Annotated in this window: 12 protein-coding genes; all 12 read left to right on the forward strand. The window is 65.4% G+C overall.

From position 1 onward, the window contains the following. The first annotated feature begins 128 nt into the window (after positions 1 to 128). The 12 genes from FHS78_RS11010 (at position 129) to FHS78_RS11065 (ending at position 15,721) form a co-directional block, all read left to right on the forward strand. Positions 129 to 1,652, forward strand: a complete 1,524-nt coding sequence (locus FHS78_RS11010; RefSeq protein ID WP_246220453.1) for a DegQ family serine endoprotease — start codon at positions 129 to 131, stop codon at positions 1,650 to 1,652. Positions 1,653 to 1,706: 54 nt separating this feature from the next. Continuing rightward, on the forward strand, positions 1,707 to 2,384 hold the full coding sequence (locus tag FHS78_RS11015) for a response regulator transcription factor (protein WP_167094173.1): 678 nt from the start codon (positions 1,707 to 1,709) through the stop codon (positions 2,382 to 2,384). Next, complete coding sequence (locus FHS78_RS11020; protein WP_167094176.1) at positions 2,371 to 3,777, forward strand: ATP-binding protein; 1,407 nt, start codon at positions 2,371 to 2,373, stop codon at positions 3,775 to 3,777. The genes FHS78_RS11015 and FHS78_RS11020 overlap by 14 nt, the downstream gene beginning before the upstream one ends. Positions 3,778 to 3,804: 27 nt before the next feature. Continuing rightward, positions 3,805 to 6,759, forward strand: coding sequence for a bifunctional [glutamine synthetase] adenylyltransferase/[glutamine synthetase]-adenylyl-L-tyrosine phosphorylase (locus FHS78_RS11025; protein ID WP_167094178.1), 2,955 nt, complete (start codon positions 3,805 to 3,807; stop codon positions 6,757 to 6,759). Positions 6,760 to 7,003: 244 nt separating this feature from the next. Further along, a complete protein-coding gene (locus FHS78_RS11030) occupies positions 7,004 to 8,617 on the forward strand; it encodes a phytoene desaturase family protein (protein ID WP_167094180.1) in 1,614 nt (537 codons plus the stop codon). After that, entirely contained in the window at positions 8,614 to 10,194 is a 1,581-nt protein-coding gene (locus FHS78_RS11035; protein WP_167094182.1) for a phytoene desaturase family protein, read from the forward strand. The genes FHS78_RS11030 and FHS78_RS11035 overlap by 4 nt, the downstream gene beginning before the upstream one ends. Next, positions 10,191 to 11,330: an aminomethyl transferase family protein gene (locus tag FHS78_RS11040; RefSeq protein ID WP_167094184.1), complete on the forward strand. Its 1,140-nt coding sequence runs from the start codon at positions 10,191 to 10,193 to the stop codon at positions 11,328 to 11,330. Before FHS78_RS11035 ends, FHS78_RS11040 begins: the two co-directional genes overlap by 4 nt. 230 nt (positions 11,331 to 11,560) lie before the next feature. Continuing rightward, complete coding sequence (locus FHS78_RS11045; RefSeq protein WP_167094186.1) at positions 11,561 to 12,484, forward strand: EF-hand domain-containing protein; 924 nt, start codon at positions 11,561 to 11,563, stop codon at positions 12,482 to 12,484. Positions 12,485 to 12,645: 161 nt separating this feature from the next. Continuing rightward, positions 12,646 to 13,218, forward strand: a complete 573-nt coding sequence (locus tag FHS78_RS11050; RefSeq protein ID WP_246220454.1) for an RNA polymerase sigma factor — start codon at positions 12,646 to 12,648, stop codon at positions 13,216 to 13,218. 27 nt (positions 13,219 to 13,245) lie between these two features. After that, positions 13,246 to 13,785 carry a hypothetical protein gene (locus tag FHS78_RS11055; protein WP_167094190.1) on the forward strand — a complete coding sequence of 180 codons (540 nt, stop codon included), beginning with the start codon at positions 13,246 to 13,248 and terminating at the stop codon, positions 13,783 to 13,785. Next, positions 13,782 to 14,312, forward strand: coding sequence for a periplasmic heavy metal sensor (locus FHS78_RS11060; RefSeq protein ID WP_167094192.1), 531 nt, complete (start codon positions 13,782 to 13,784; stop codon positions 14,310 to 14,312). The genes FHS78_RS11055 and FHS78_RS11060 overlap by 4 nt, the downstream gene beginning before the upstream one ends. Before the next feature lie 62 nt (positions 14,313 to 14,374). Then, positions 14,375 to 15,721 carry an NAD(P)/FAD-dependent oxidoreductase gene (locus FHS78_RS11065; protein WP_167094194.1) on the forward strand — a complete coding sequence of 449 codons (1,347 nt, stop codon included), beginning with the start codon at positions 14,375 to 14,377 and terminating at the stop codon, positions 15,719 to 15,721. Positions 15,722 to 15,725 lie beyond the last annotated feature (4 nt).

Genomic DNA, 15,725 nt, shown 5'->3' on the forward strand with positions numbered 1-15,725 from the left:
GGAAAGCATGCTCTCCGATAGAGAGCAAACGGGTATCCCCCCATATCGGGCAGGGGTGGCAGATCACGGACCCGGCACGGAAAGACCGGGCGAGGCAACACTCATCGAAGTGACAGGAGTTATCCAGTATGGAATACGCCGCAGAAACAGGCGGACGGAGTTCGGCGCAGAAGCCGGCAGGCAAGATGCGCCTGGCGGTGGCAGCCTTCGCCGTCGCAGGGCTTATCGGTCTTCAGGCCGCGCCCGCGCTGGCTCAGGAGCCGCTGGACACGCAGGCCGCCGCGCCGTCCAAATCGGCTCTTCAGTCTCTGCCTTCCTTTGCCGACCTGGTGGAGAAGGTGAGCCCGGCCGTGGTGTCGATCCGCGTGGACGCCGAAGAGGAAGTGCAGAATAACGGCATGCCGGATCTGCCGTTCCCGCCCGGCAGTCCGTTCGAGAAATTCTTCCGCGACCTGCAGCCCAAGGGCAAGGACGGCAAGCCGCTCACCCGCAAGGCGCGGGCGCTGGGCTCCGGCTTCATCATTTCCGCCGACGGGTATGTGGTGACCAACAATCACGTGGTCGGCGGCGAGGCCAGGGACAAGCTGAAAAACGCCAAGATCACCGTGATCCGCAAGAATGGCGACGAATTGTCGGCCAAGCTCATCGGCACGGACCCCAAGACCGACCTCGCCCTCATCAAGGTCGAGCCGAAAAAGGCGCTTCCTTTCGTGAAGTTCGGCGATTCCGACGGGCTGCGCGTGGGCGACTGGGTGCTTGCCGTGGGCAACCCCTTCGGGCTTGGCGGGTCGGTGACCGCGGGCATCGTCTCCGCGCGCGGACGCGAGATCGGCGCCGGTCCCTATGACGATTTCATCCAGATCGACGCGCCCATCAACAAGGGCAATTCCGGCGGTCCGACCTTCGACGTGCATGGCAATGTGGTGGGCGTGAATACGGCCATCTTCTCGCCCACGGGCGGCAGCGTCGGCATCGGCTTCGCCATCCCCTCCACCATCGCGGAAAAGGTGGTGGAAGACCTGAAGGACGACGGCAAGGTGACGCGCGGCTGGCTCGGCGTGGTGATCCAGCCCGTCGACGAGGACATGGCCGCCAGCCTGCAGCTCAAGGAGCCCAAGGGCGCGCTTGTGGCGCAGGTCACCAAGGACGGCCCGGCCCAGACATACGGCGTCAAGGCGGGCGACGTGATCCTTTCCGTCAACGGCAAGACGATGGAAGACGTGCGCGACGTGACGCGGGAGGTGGCCGACCTGAAGCCGGACGAGAATGCGCCGCTGCGCATCTGGCGTGACGGCCGGGAAAAGACGATCACGGTCAAGATCGGCACCTATCCCGACAATGTCGACCTGTCCTCCGACGGCGGCAGTGCGCCTCAGGGGCAGGGCAGCGTGGATACGCTGGGCCTTTCGCTCACCGCCGGCGATGACGGGGTCACGGTGACCGATGTCGACCGCGACAGCGACGCGGCCGAAAAGGGCGTCCGCCCCGGCGATATCATCGTCAATGTCTCGGGCAAGGATGTGAAGAAGCCCGAAGACGTCGTGGCGGCGGTGAAGGCCGCGCAAAAGGACGGCAAGAGCTCCGTGATGCTCCTGCTGCGCAATGACGACCAGCAGCGCTTCGTGGCGCTTTCGGTCAAGGAAAAGAAGTAAGCCGGGAAGCGGGCCGGGGCATCGCGCCGGCCCGCGCCCATGCGAGGTAATCTCATGCGGATACTGGTGATCGAGGACGACCTGGAAGCGGCGGCCTATGTCGTGAAGGGTTTGAAGGAAAGCGGCCATATCGTCGACCATGCCGCCGACGGCGAAGAAGGCCTGACGCTTGCACTTTCCGGTTCCTTCGACGTGATGATCGTCGATCGTATGCTGCCCAAGCGCGACGGCTTGAGCGTGGTGGAGACGCTGCGCGAGGAAGGAAACCGTACCCCGGTGCTCTTCCTCTCGGCGCTGGGCGAGGTGGACGACCGCATCAAGGGCCTGAAGGCCGGTGGCGACGACTATCTCACCAAGCCCTATGCCTTCGCGGAACTGCTGGCGCGCATCGAGGTGCTGGTGCGCCGGGCCAATCCCGACCAGGTTCGCACGCGGCTTCAGGTCGGCGATCTTGAAGTGGACCTTCTGGCCCGCAAGGTGACGCGGGAAGGCCAGGATATAGATTTGCAGCCCCGGGAGTTTCGTCTGCTAGAGTATCTGATGAAACATGCGGGACAGGTGGTCACCCGGACGATGCTGCTTGAGAATGTCTGGGAATATCATTTCGACCCGCAAACCAATGTGATCGATGTGCATATTTCGCGGCTGAGAGCCAAGATCGACAAGAATTTCGAGCAGCCGCTCCTGCACACGATCCGAGGGGCCGGATACTCGCTACGTGCTGCTGACTAATCTCCTCAGGACCTCGACCTTCCGTCTGGCGGTCATCTATCTGGCGCTGTTCGCAGCCTCGGCGATCACGGTGCTGGCCTATGTCTACTGGAACACGGCCGGCTTTCTGGGCCGCCAGACCGACGAGGCCGTCCAGGCGGAGATTACCGGCCTTGCCGAACAATATGCGCAAGGCGGGCTGCCGCTTCTCGTTCATACCGTCATTCAGCGATCGCGCGATCCGGGCCAGAGCATCTATCTCGTCCTCGATCCGGCGGGCCGCGTGCTGGCGGGCACGCTGAACGGCAAGCCCAATGTACGGCCCGGCCCCGACGGCTGGTTCGATTTCGACTATCGCCGCAAGACCATCGACGGCCGGGAAGAGGTAAAGGCCGCGCGCGCCCGCGCCTTTTACCTGCCGGAAGGCTATTACCTGCTGGTCGGCCGCGACGTGCAGGAGCGCCGCGAGATCGAGGACCTCATCACCAATTCGCTTGTCTGGGCCATCGTGCTTACCGTGGCGCTGGGCCTTGTCGGCGGCCTCTTCATGAGCCGCAACATGCTGGCGCGCGTGGACGACATCAACCAGACCAGCCGCGACATCATGCAGGGCGACCTGTCCCAGCGCCTGCCCATTTCCGGATCGGGCGACGAACTGGACCAGCTTGCCGGAAACCTCAACGAGATGCTCGACCAGATCGAGGCGCTGATGACGGGCATGCGTCAGGTGACGGACAATATCGCGCATGATCTGAGAAGCCCGCTCAATCGCCTGCGCAACCGCCTCGAAGTCACGCTGATGCACGATTCATCTCCCGCGGACTACCGCATGGCGCTGGAGCGGACGATTGCCGAAGCCGACCAGCTTCTCGGCACGTTCAACGCGCTGCTGATGATCGCGCGCGCCGAAGCCGGTGCGCTGCGCGAGAGCATGACATGGGTCGATCCGGCAAATGTGGTGCAGGATGTCGCCGAACTTTACGAGCCGGTGGCGGAAGAAAACGATCTGACGCTGCGCATCGAGGCACAGGAAGGGATGAGCATTCGCGGCAATCGCGAGCTTCTCTCGCAGGCCGTCGCCAATCTGCTCGACAATGCGATCAAGCATGGCCGGCCCGTTTCCCCGCAGAGCGAGGCGGCGGCGATCACCGTCACCGTGGCGACGGACCCGGAAAAGCCGGGACGCGGGGTGGTCGTCTCGGTGGCCGACCATGGCGCCGGCATTCCCGAGGCGGAGCGCAGCCATGTGCTGGAGCGTTTCGTGCGGCTGGAAGCCAGCCGCAACACACCCGGCTCCGGCCTGGGCCTGAGCCTTGTCGCCGCCGTCGCGCGGCTGCATGGCGGGCGCGTCACGCTGGAAGACAACGCCCCCGGCCTTGTGGTAGCCCTTCACCTGCCGGTATCGGGCCGGTAGGAACGGTATATCGGCAAGGGGACAGGGATGTGGAAGCATGTCGACGGCGCGTTGATCGAGACCGCCAAGCCGGCATTGACCGCCCATGACCTCGAGCGCGCCGAACACGGCCTTACCGACCTTCAGGCCGCGGCGGAACGGCTGGACGGGAAAGAGGGCAAGGCGCTGGGCGTCTTGCTGAAGAACGATATCCCGCGCGCGCTCATCGGCGGTATTTGCGCGGATTCGCCTTTTCTCGGCCGTCTCATGCTGCGCTATCCCGAACGCCTGCCTGCGCTTTTCAACGAAGCGCCGCGGGACAATCTCACCCGTATCATCGACCGCGTGAAGGCGGCGGCCCTGTCCGAAAGCCGGCCCGGGCTGATGAAGGCCTTGCGCGAAGCGAAGTCGGAAGCGGCTCTCCTGGTGGCACTGGCCGACCTCGCAGGCGTCTGGCCGCTCGAAAGCGTGACGGCCGCGCTCACCGATTTCGCCGATGCCTGTGTGCAGGCGGGCGTGACCTTCCTGCTGCGCGAGGCCGCGACGCGCGGTCAGATCCGGCGCGGGCCCGACGAAGCGCTGGAAGAGGGCAGCGGGCTCGTCATTCTCGGCATGGGGAAATACGGATCGGGCGAGCTCAATTATTCCTCCGACATAGATCTCGTCGTCTTCTACGAGCCCGACCAGATGCCGCTGAAGGACGGCCTCGACCATGGCGAGTTCTTCGTGCGGGTAACGCGCGACCTCGTGAAGCTGCTGCAGGAGCGCACCGAGGACGGCTATGTCTTCCGCACCGATCTGCGTCTGCGGCCCGATCCGGGCGGCACGCCGGTCGCCGTTTCGCTGCCGGCGGCGGAATCATATTACGAAAGCCGGGGCCAGAACTGGGAGCGCGCCGCCTTCATCAAGGCGCGTCCCGTGGCAGGCGACATGGAAGCGGGCGGGCGCTTCCTGAAATTCATCGAGCCCTATATCTGGCGGCGCAATCTCGACTTCGCGGCCATCGACGACATTCATTCCATGAAGCGGCAGATCCACGCCGTCGGTGGGCATGAAACGATTGCGGTGGCGGGGCACAACATCAAGCTCGGCCGGGGCGGTATTCGCGAAATCGAGTTCTTCGTGCAGACGCAGCAGCTCATCGCCGGAGGGCGCGAACATGCGCTGCGCGGCAAGAAGACGATGGAGATGCTGGACGAGCTGGCGCGCCAGCAATGGATCGAAGCGGAAACGGCGGAGGAACTGAAAGCCGCCTATCGTTTCCTGCGCACGCTGGAACATCGCATCCAGATGGTCGCCGACGAGCAGACGCATACTCTGCCCGCAACCGACGAGGGCATCGCGCAGATCGCCGCCTTCATGGGATATGAGGACGCGGAGGCGTTTGCCGCCGAGGTGAAGAAGACGCTGGGCACGGTGCAGGGGCATTACGCGCTTCTGTTCGAGACCGCGCCGCCACTCGCGGAAGAAAGCGGCAGCCTCGTTTTCACCGGTATCGACGACGACCCCGACACGCTGGAAACATTGCGGAGCATGGGCTTTACCCATGCCTCGCAAATGTCGGAGGCGATCCGCGCCTGGCATTCGGGCCGTTTCGCGGCGACGCGCACCACGCGCTCGCGCGAATTGCTGACGGACCTCATGCCCGCATTGCTGCGCGCCCTCTCGCGGACGGCGAACCCGGATACAGCCTTTTCGCGCTTCGACAAATTCATGCGCGGCCTGCCCGCGGGCGTGCAGCTTTTTTCGATGTTCTATTCCAACCCGCATCTGCTGGACCTGCTGGCCGGGATCTGCGGCACGGCGCCGAAGCTGGCGACCTATCTGAGCCAGAACCCGCGCGTGCTGGAAGCGGTGATCGACCCGGACTTCTTCAAGGTGCTGCCGGGGCGGGAAGAATTGCGCGAGAGCCTGCAATCGCAGCTCGTCCACGCGGTCGACTATCAGGACATGCTGGATTTCTCGCGCGTCTGGGCGCGGGAATACCGCTTCCGGCTCGGTGTGCGTGTGCTGACGGGAAGCGCCGACGCGGAGGAGGCGGGGCCGGCCTATGCGGCGCTTGCCGGGGAACTGATCGCGGCGCTGGCCCCCGCGGCGGAGGAGAAGGTCGCAGAGCGCCATGGCCGCATTCCCGGCGGACGCTTCTGTGTTCTCGGCATGGGCAAGCTCGGCGGCGAGGAAATGAGCGCCTCGTCCGACCTCGATCTCATCGTGCTTTACGACGTTCCCGCGCCGGACGCGGAATCGGACGGGGCGAAGCCGCTCTATGCCTCGCAATATTATGCGCGCATCTGTCAGCAGCTCATCAGCGCGCTGACGGCGCCGACGGCGGAGGGAAAGCTCTACGAAGTCGATATGCGCCTGCGCCCCTCCGGCAATGCGGGACCGATCGCGACCCCGCTCGATGCCTTCAGAAGCTACCAGACGACGGAAGCCTGGACATGGGAGCATATGGCGCTGACCCGCGCTCGCCCCATCGCCGGACCCGACGACCTGATCGCGGATGTGGAGGCAAGCGTTCGCGACATCCTGACCATGCCGCGCGACCGGCTGAAAACCGCCGTCGATGTGGCCGATATGCGCGACCGCATCGCGAAGGAATTTCCCGACCGGGATCCCTGGGAGATGAAGCATGTGCGGGGCGGGCTCATCGACATCGAGTTCATCGCCCAATACCTCCAGCTCATCCATGGCGCGGAGCACCCCGGTGTGCTGAACACGCATACCCGCGCTTCGCTGGAAGCCGTGGCCGCCGCGCGCCTGCTTCCCACCGCGCAGGTGGACGAACTGATCTCGGCGCTGGAACTCAATCACAATCTCACCCAGGCCATCCGCGTCTGCGTGGAGGGCGTGTTCAAGCCCGCCGAGGCCAGTCAGGGCCTCAAGACGCTGTTGCTCAGGGCCGGCAATGCGCCCAGTTTCGAGGCGCTGGAAAGCCAGCTCGCCGAGAGCCAGGCCCGCGTCCTGCACGCCTTCGACGAGATCGTCGGCGCCGCCCGATAGACGTCTCCGCATGTTTCAAATCCATGGCTGGACTCTTGCACATCCACCCCTGAAGGCCGGTGCCCCCGTCGCTGCCCGATAGCTATCCAAAGGCAAAGGGCAAAGGGAATCCGTGTCTTAGATGGTTAACAGCCGGGGTGTATGAGCGCCCGGTATCTCGTCGCCAATCCGGACGTGCCAATCTGGTACGTTTCAGTTAGGTAATGGACGCGGCGAGACGGAGCATGAGTGGGGTGGTGACGCGATGGAGCGTCATGATGCGATCGTCATAGGGGCGGGTCTGAACGGTCTCACAGCCGCGGCTCATCTCGCCCGCGCCGGGTTGAAGGTGCTGGTGCTCGATCGCAATGGGCGAGCGGGCGGCACCGCGGCCATGCGCGTAATCGCGCCGGGCTTTACGGGCCCTGCCTGGTCGCTGCGCGGCGCCGTCATCGATCCCGAAACCTATGCCGGTCTCGGCCTGGCGGAAGCCGGCCTCAGGGTGCGCGCCGTGGATGCGGGCATCGGCTGGCTCGGCCCCGATGAATGGACGGCCTCGCTGGGATCGGGCACGGCGCAACGCGCCGAGTTTGCCCGTCATGCCCGTGAGGACGGCGATGCGTGGCGCCGCTACCGCCGGGACATGCTGAGGCTGGCGGACGCCGTGTCGCCTTCGCTGGCCATGGCCTCTCCGCAGCCCGGCGAAGCGGGACTGGCCGCCTTCGGCCGCCGTCTGGGCTTTGCAAGCGAACTGGCCGCCTGGCCGCGCAACGATATGGCCGCCAAGCTCGACATCTGGACGGAAAGCATCGCCACCATTCTGGACCGCTATTTCACCTCGCCGCTGGTGAAGGCGCATCTGGCAGGCGCCGCGCTTGCCGGGGCGACGGTGGGGCCGTCCTCGCCGATGAGCGCCTGGCGCCTGCTGGTGCCCTTCCTCCGGACCGGTGCGGATGCGACGGAGGGAAGCCCGCGTCTTCTGCTGCCGGTGGGCGGCACGGATGCCCTGGTGAAATGCCTTGCCGGCATCGTCGAAGGAGCGGGCGGTGAACTCCGCATGGAAGCGGAAGTGACGGATGTGAAGCTGCGCGACCGGCAGGTGCGCGGCGTGTTGCTTGCCGACGGACAGGAAATCGCCGCCTCCGTCATCGTTTCCGATCTCGATTTCAAGCGCACGATACTGGGGCTCTTCCAGTGGAAGGACCTGCCGGGCGATCTCGTGGAGGCGGCGGGCCGTTTCCGCATGAAGGGCGCGACCGCGAAACTCAACCTCGCGCTGGATCGGCTGCCCCGTATAGCAGGCGTGCCCCGCGACTGTCCGGCGCTGGCGGGCGGCCTGCGCCTGATGGGCGGGCTGGCCGAACAGGACAAGGCGCATGCGCGCTGGCACATGAATGTGGTGCCGGAAGACCCGTCGCTTTCCGTCTTTCTGCCGAGCATTGTCGATCCCGCGCTGGCGCCGCCCGGAAAACACGTCATGTCGGTGCTGGTGAACTGGGTGCCGGAAACGCCGCATGACGGCCCCTGGACGGACGAAAAGAAGGACTGCCTGACCGCGGCCGTGCTGGAGAAGCTCGAAGCGGTCATGCCCGGCCTGCGCGAGATCGTGCGCGCGCAGGAGACATGGCTGCCGCATGAAGTCGAAAACGAAACCGGCCTCACCTCCGGCGATCTCGATCAGGGCGAAATGACGCTCGATCAGATGTTCTTCAACCGCCCGACGCCCTTTGGCGCGCCGGGCGGCGGCTATGCGACGCCGCTCAGGAATTTCTACCTCTGCTCGCAGAGCACGCATCCGGGCGCGCTGCTGCCCGCCCGCGCGGGCGCCAACACCGCCGCGGCCATCCTTGCCTCCATGAAGCGGAGGCAGGGCGCATGACCGGCGACCGGCAGGCATATGACGCGATCGTGATCGGGGGCGGCCATAACGGGCTCGTCGCCGCAGCCTATCTCGGCCGGGCGGGCAAGCGCGTTCTCGTGCTGGAGGCAGGCGGTATCGTCGGCGGCGGCGCCCTGGCCGCCGAGCTTCAGCACAAATACACATTGCCCGCCGTCTCGCATCTGATGGACGGCCTTTCCGATAGCGTCGTGAAGGACCTCAAGCTCGCGCGGCACGGCTTTGCCTATGCGGCCTCTGGCCTGCCCACCGTGGCGCTCGATCCCGACGGCCGCCATCTCGTGCTGACGGGCAAGGCGAAAGACGACGAAGCCTTCCTTTCCGCCCGCGGACAGGACGGCGCGAAATGGACGGGCTTTGCGCGCAAGCTCGAAAACAGTGCGGCATGGCTTTCGCCCCTGCTCAACCGTCCGCCGCTGGTCGCCGCGTCCTCCGCCGCGCGCGGCAAGCTGATGGCGCGTGCCATGTTCGCCGAAGCCTCGGGCGAGCGGGCGCGGGAGGCCTTTCTGTCGCTGGCGGCCAAGAGCATTTCCGACTGGGTGCATGAGGAACTGGAGGCACCGCTTCTGGGCGGGCTCGTCGCCTTCGATGCGACGCTCGGTTCCACCGATGCACCCTATGACGCGGGGACGGCTTTCCGTCTCATCTATCGCCATGCCTTGAAGGCGAAAAGCGGCGTCGCCATTCCCAGAGGCGGCATGGGCGCGCTTGCTGAAACGCTTGTGGCGCTGATCGAAGGTCAGCGCGGCGAAGTCTGGGCGGAAGCGCGCGCAAGCCGCATCCTCATGGACGGGGCAACGGCCTGTGGCGTCGTCCTCGACAATGGTATCGAGGTGTCGGCCCCGGTGGTCCTCTCCGGCGCGGCGCCGCGCGAAACGCTGTTGCGTCTCGTCGGGGCGCGATACCTGGAAGCGGATCTGGCGGATCGCCTGTCGCTTGGCAAGGCGGGCGGGGCGACGGCCAAGATCAATCTGGCGCTGGACGGCATGCCGGGCTTTCGCGGCCTGACGCCGGAACAGGTGGGCGGGCGCATCGTCATCGCGCCTTCGCTGGACGAAGTGGAGGAATCCGCGCTGAGCGCCCGGGCAGGCGCGCTGCCGCTCGATCCCGTCATGGAAATCGTGATGCCAACATGCCACGACGCGGAGCTTGCGCCGAGCGGTCATCACATCATGTCGATCCTCGTGCATCAGGTGCCCTATGAGGTCGAAGGCGGCTGGGACGCGCGGCGCGAGGAATTCGTGCAGCGCGCCATTCGTACCGTGTGCCGTTATGCGCCGGATGCGACCGACTACATTCTGGCCGGCGAAGTGCTGACACCGCCCGATCTCGAAACGAAATACGGCATCCGGGGCGGTGACTGGCATCAGGGCGGGCTCAATCCGTTCGACCTGCTGGGGCTAAGGCCAGAGCCGGAGCTGGCCGGATATGCAACGCCGGTGAGCGGTCTTTATCTTTGCGGCGCGGGCTGCCATCCCGGTGGCGGCGTAACCGGCCTGCCGGGCAAGTTCGCGGCAGAAACCGTTCTGGAAGCCGAGAGCCGGGGAGGGCGCGCATGAGCGGCGATCTCCCCTTCAGGCGGCATCTGCGCATGACTCCGCTCCACAGCGAAGTGGCGGCGGAAAGCCGGACAAACGACTGGGTCGAACGCAACGGCTTCACCATAGCCGGTCACCTCGATACGCCGGAAACGGAAGTCTTCGCGCGCTACCACCGCGCGACGCTGGCCGATATTTCGCCGCGTTTCCGCTATCGCATCGCGGGCCGCGAAGCCATGGATTGTCTGAACCGGCTCGTGACATCGGATATTTCCACCCTCGAAGAGGGGCATTTCGGTCCGGTCGCATTTTGCGATGAAAACGGACAGTTGGTGGGCGAGGGGGAACTGGCCCGTATCGGTGCGACCGAATACCGTCTGTTCACGGAAGAAGAAGTGCTGTCATGGCTTCGGCGCAATTCGACGGGCTTCCAGGTCCATGCCGAGGACGTCAGCGCGGAAAGTGCCGGTATCGAGCTGGCGGGGCCGCTGGCCGAGGCGGTGCTGGAGGAAGCCGGTTTCGATCCCGTGCGCCTGCTGCAGGCGGGCCATGCCCAGACACGCGATCTGATGGGCATGCCGGTGGCGGTCCTGCGCCATGTCGGCGATGTCTTCGAGTTCTGGCCGGAAGAGGACGACGCGGTCCCGCTCTGGCGTCATCTCATGCAGGCGGGCCGCGAGGCCGGTCTTCAGGCGATCGGCGAAAGGACACGGAACCTTGTGCGGATCGACCGGGGATGCCCGCGCATGGGGGCGGACTATCTCGGCGCGCTTTCCGCCGTGTCGGGCGATCATGTGCGAACGCCTTATGAAATGCCCGGCGAGACGGATGTCGATTTCGGCAAGCCCGTCTTCAACGGCCGCGCTGCGCTGCGGCGCATGGCCGTGCAATCCGCCGCCCGCCGGATCGTGGCATTGGCGGTGGACGATGCACGGGACCTGACATTCGCCATCGTCTGCAAGGGCGAGCATCAGGTCGGCGTCTGCACCAGCATCGCCTTCATGCCCGAGACCGGCCAGTATCTCGCCATAGCCACGGTGGAAGCGGCGGCCTGTGCCTCGGGCGGCCTCACCGTCGAGACGGAAATCCGGCGCGAACTGGCCGTATGGCGCGAAAAACTGCCCGCCCGGATCCGTCCGCTCCCGGCAAAGCGCTGATCCCGAAAAAATCTTCGCTTCATGCGACGGAACGCCGTGCCTCCCCCGTTTATGAAGGCAGGAACGGCGAGACGGCGTTCGGCCCCTCCCCCCTGGCCTAGCGGGTCTTGCGGTTCCTTTCCCGCGGAGATCGGCGGCCGGAATTTCATAACTCCCGGCGGCCGGTCCCCGGGGCGACCCGAAAAAATGTTGGCTCACCGGGGTACGGCGAACTGACGAAAGGCTATGAAATGAAGAAGCTCACTTTCACCGCAATCGGCGCGCTGACGCTTGCGCTGGCGGTTCCGGCCCTGGCGGCGACGACCGGCATGGGCAAAGGCCCGCATGGCGACCATCACGGCGGCATGTTCCAGAAAGCCGATACGAATGGCGACGGCGCGATCACGCTCGAAGAAGCGAAGGCGAAGAGCGCCGACATGTTTGCGAAGCTCGACCTCGACGGGAACGGTTCCCTTACGCAGGAAGAGATGAGCGAAGCCCGCCAGAAGATGCGCGCCGAACGGCGCAAGGAAATGGCCGGCAAGCGGTTCGAGCGGCTGGACCTCAACGATGACGGTTCGGTCACGCGCGAGGAAATGGAGGAAGCCGCCGAGAAGCGCATGAAGCGTTCCGATGACCGCGACTTCAGCAAGTATCACCGCGGTGGCGACTATGGCCATCACGGCAAGCACGGGAAACGCGGCGACGGACCTCGTTTCGGCAGGGCCGATACCGACAAGGACGGCAAGGTGTCGCTGGCTGAATTCAACGCGGGCGGCGAAAAGATGTTCAAGCGGTTCGACCGTGACGACGACGGCAAGATCGAACTGAAGAGCGACCGTCCCTTCATGAAGCGTCTCGCCAAAGCCGATACGAACGACGACGGCGTCATCACGAAGGAAGAAGCCGGCGCTTTCGGGACCGAACGCTTCAAGGCGCTGGATGGCGACGGTGACGGCTACCTCTCCAGGGAAGAGCGCAAGGCTGCATGGTCGAAGGGCCGGGAAGGTCGCCGCGAGGCGCACTTCAAGATGCTTGACGCCGACGGCAATGGCAGCGTGACGCTGGCCGAGTTTCAGGCCCGGACCGAAAAGATGTTCGGTTATATGGACCGGAATGACGACGGCAAGGTCGAGCGTGGCGAAGGCCGCCACGGCTTCGGCAAGCGTGGCTGACATGCCCGGGCGGGGCAGTCATGCCTGAAACGGCAAATCGGGGTAAGCTTAAAGAGCGGCACCCGGTAGGAACGCCGCGAGGTGCGGGCGCAAGCCCGCACCTTTTCGTCATATCTGCGCAAGGCGGTCCTGCCGGGCGCCTGGAAGGGGGAAGACCGCGTTTGGACGGAATTCCGGACGACGAGCTGGTGGCCGCCGTCGCAAAGGGCGACGAAGACGCGTGCCGCGAACTGATGAAGCGCCATCTCGGCCGGGTGGTGGCGCTTGCCCGGCGCATGCTCGGCAATCAGGACGATGCGGAAGAAATTGCGCAGGAAGTGTTCCTGCGGGTCTGGAAGCATGCGGAAAAGTGGGAGCCGGGCCGGGCGCAGTTTTCCACCTGGCTGCACCGGGTCGGAACCAATCTCTGTCTCGACCGGCTGCGCAAGCAGGGCATGGACGACCTGGACGCGATCCCCGAACCCGCCAGCGAAGACCCGACCCCCTATGAGGCGATGGCACAGAAGGATGTCGCCCGGCGCGTGGAAGCGGCATTGCAGCAATTGCCGCCGCGCCAGCGCCTCGCGATCACATTGTCGCATTATCAGGGCCTCACCAATATCGAGGCCGCGCAGGTGATGGATGTGACCGTCGAAGCGGTGGAATCGCTGCTGGGCCGAGCGCGTCGCGCGCTGAAGGCGGCGCTGGCGACGGAAAAGGATGAGTTGCTCCGTAAAATGAACACAGGCGCCTGAGAAGCAGGCCGCCCACGGGATACTGAAATGATGAACGCTGGACCGATGACATTGGAACGCCTCGATAGCTTGCTCGCCGCCTATGGCGCGGACGAGGCGGGCTGGCCCGCCGGCGAACGGCAGGCGGCGCACGAGCTGATCGCCGCCTCCGACGAGGCAAGGCGGCTGCTGGAGGAGGCGCGGGAGCTGGATGCGCTTTTGAACGCGGCGCCTGTCGAGAAGCCGTCCGCGGAGCTGGTTGAACGGCTGATGGCCGCGCGCCCCAGAGAATTGCCGAGGGAATTGACGGGCGCTAGGCGCGCATCCGGCGGGATGAGGAAGAAGGGCGGCAGCCTGCGCGGTTTCGCCGCCGCGCTTTGGCCTTATGGCTCTTCCGCATTTCCGGCGGGCGCACTGGCGGCCTCGCTGGTGCTCGGGATTGCACTCGGCACCTCCACCGGCATCAGCCCCATCGCGACGAATAACGGCGTGGCGATAACCGCCACCGAGACGGCGGATTCCACTGACGACCAGCTGATCGCGATTGCACTGGCCGATTCGGGCTATATCGAGGAATGGACTCAATGAGCGATATGAACCCGCAGACCGATTCCGGTTCCGCGCCGAAACAGCGGCGATGGCTCGGGCCCGCCTTTCTCGCCTCCGCCGCGCTCAATATCTTTTTGATCGCGCTCATCGCGACGCCGCTCGTCTTCCACGGATGGCCGGGGCCTCATGACGGCGGGTTTCGCGAGAGCGGGTCTCGCCACGGCATTTTCGCGGCCTTGCGGGAACTGCCGCCCGAAGACCGCAAGATGTTGCGCCAGTCCATGCGCGACAGTTTTCGCGAGATGAGGCCCTTCCTGCGCAAGGCGGGAAGTGGGCGCAAGGCGCTGGCGGACGCGATCGGCGCCGATCCGTTCGATCCCGACAAGGTGCGCGCCGCCATGGCGGGAATAGACGCGCCGATGGATGAGGTGCGCCGGATCGGGCAGGCTTCTTTCATCGACACACTCGAAAAGATGACGCCGGAGCAGCGACGTCATGTGGCCGAAAAGATCGGCGAAGAACGCCATCACCGCTGGAACCGGGACGATGACGACGACGATCGCTGATGGCTTTTTTTTCCGCAAGTTGATGCGGGACGGGCTCTTGCGCCTGCGCTAAGCTCCGGGCGATGAGCTGGTATCATTCGAGCATGTACGATCCCGCCGTTCCGGTGGGAAGTTTTTGGGAAGAGGATGCCCCGCCGCTGGCGGCGGGCGTTGACCGGGGTGCTTTCCGCGAAGGGGAGGCGACGTGCGAGGTCGCCATAATCGGCGGCGGCTATACCGGGCTTTCCGCAGCGCTGCATCTTGCCCGCGATCATCATGTCGATGTGCGCTTGCTTGAGGCCGGACCGCTGGGCTGGGGTGCCTCCGGCCGGAATGGCGGCTTTTGCACCTTGCAGCCCAGCGGGCTCGGGCTTGGCGAGTTGATCTCGCGTTTCGGAAAGCCGGAGACCCGGCGTTTTATCTCCTCGCAAATCGAGGCGGTGGACCTCATCCAGGCGCTGGCGCGGGACGAGGGGATCGATTACCGCCCGCAAGGCGACGGCACACTGCATGTCGCGCATGACGAAAAGCGTTTTCAGCAACTGGAAGAGGAAGTCCGCCTCTGGCGCGACAGCTTTGGCGTTCAGGCAAGGCTGATGCGCCGGGAAGAAGTGGCCGCCAGCCAGTACGACTCCACCGAACAATTCGGCGCCGCCTTCAACCCCGTCGGTTTCGGGCTGCACCCCATGCGCTTTGCCCGGGGGCTTGCCGCGGCGGCGGCTCGACACGGCGCGAAACTGCACGGCAACAGCCATGTCGAAAGCTGGGAGCGGCATGGCGGCTGGCATCACCTGGCGACCGAAGGCGGCACGTTGCGCGCCCGCAAGGTGATCGCCGCGACCAATGGGTTTCTCCGTCCGGCCCTCGATCGACGCCTTGAAAGGCGGGTGGTGCCGGTTCTGTCCAACATCGTCGTCACCCGTCCCCTTGCCGAGGGCGAAAGGCTGGCGCAGAAATGGCGGACGGAGCGGCCCTGTTCCAACACGCGGAACCTGCTTTTTTACTACCGCATGTTGCCGGACAAGCGTTTCCTCTTCGGCGCGCGGGGCGACCTGACGGGCAGGCCCGAGGACGGGGCCGCCATGCGTCGCTGGATGGAAAGGCGTCTCGGCGAGGTCTTTCCGGCATGGGCGGCGGTCGAAACCACCCATTACTGGCGCGGTTTCGTTTGCATGACGCGCCGCCTGACGCCGTCCATCGCCTTCATGGAGGACGACCGGACGGCGCTGGCGGTGCTTGCCTATCATGGCGACGGGGTGTCCGCAGCCCCCTGGGCGGGCCGCATGGCCGCCCGGCTCATTGTCGGGACCGCCGAAGAGGCGGATTTGCCGGCGCCTTTCCGGGGCGAACCGGGGGCCATTCCCTTTGCGGCATTGCGGCGCTGGTATCTCAGGGGGGCTCTCAGCTACTATCGCTGGACTGACCTCTGACCCT

Origin of the sequence: Parvibaculum indicum (assembly GCF_011762095.1) — a bacterium.
GTDB classification, from domain to species: domain Bacteria; phylum Pseudomonadota; class Alphaproteobacteria; order Parvibaculales; family Parvibaculaceae; genus Parvibaculum; species Parvibaculum indicum.

What these genes read in the sequence shown, in the direction of transcription:
- FHS78_RS11060 (WP_167094192.1), top strand. Translation starts at nt 13,782, where the DNA reads ATGAGCGATATGAACCCGCAGACCGATTCCGGTTCCGCGCCGAAACAG.
- FHS78_RS11065 (WP_167094194.1), top strand. Translation starts at nt 14,375, where the DNA reads ATGAGCTGGTATCATTCGAGCATGTACGATCCCGCCGTTCCGGTGGGA.
- FHS78_RS11035 (WP_167094182.1), top strand. Translation starts at nt 8,614, where the DNA reads ATGACCGGCGACCGGCAGGCATATGACGCGATCGTGATCGGGGGCGGC.
- FHS78_RS11010 (WP_246220453.1), top strand. Translation starts at nt 129, where the DNA reads ATGGAATACGCCGCAGAAACAGGCGGACGGAGTTCGGCGCAGAAGCCG.
- FHS78_RS11025 (WP_167094178.1), top strand. Translation starts at nt 3,805, where the DNA reads ATGTGGAAGCATGTCGACGGCGCGTTGATCGAGACCGCCAAGCCGGCA.
- FHS78_RS11030 (WP_167094180.1), top strand. Translation starts at nt 7,004, where the DNA reads ATGGAGCGTCATGATGCGATCGTCATAGGGGCGGGTCTGAACGGTCTC.
- FHS78_RS11045 (WP_167094186.1), top strand. Translation starts at nt 11,561, where the DNA reads ATGAAGAAGCTCACTTTCACCGCAATCGGCGCGCTGACGCTTGCGCTG.
- FHS78_RS11015 (WP_167094173.1), top strand. Translation starts at nt 1,707, where the DNA reads ATGCGGATACTGGTGATCGAGGACGACCTGGAAGCGGCGGCCTATGTC.
- FHS78_RS11055 (WP_167094190.1), top strand. Translation starts at nt 13,246, where the DNA reads ATGATGAACGCTGGACCGATGACATTGGAACGCCTCGATAGCTTGCTC.
- FHS78_RS11040 (WP_167094184.1), top strand. Translation starts at nt 10,191, where the DNA reads ATGAGCGGCGATCTCCCCTTCAGGCGGCATCTGCGCATGACTCCGCTC.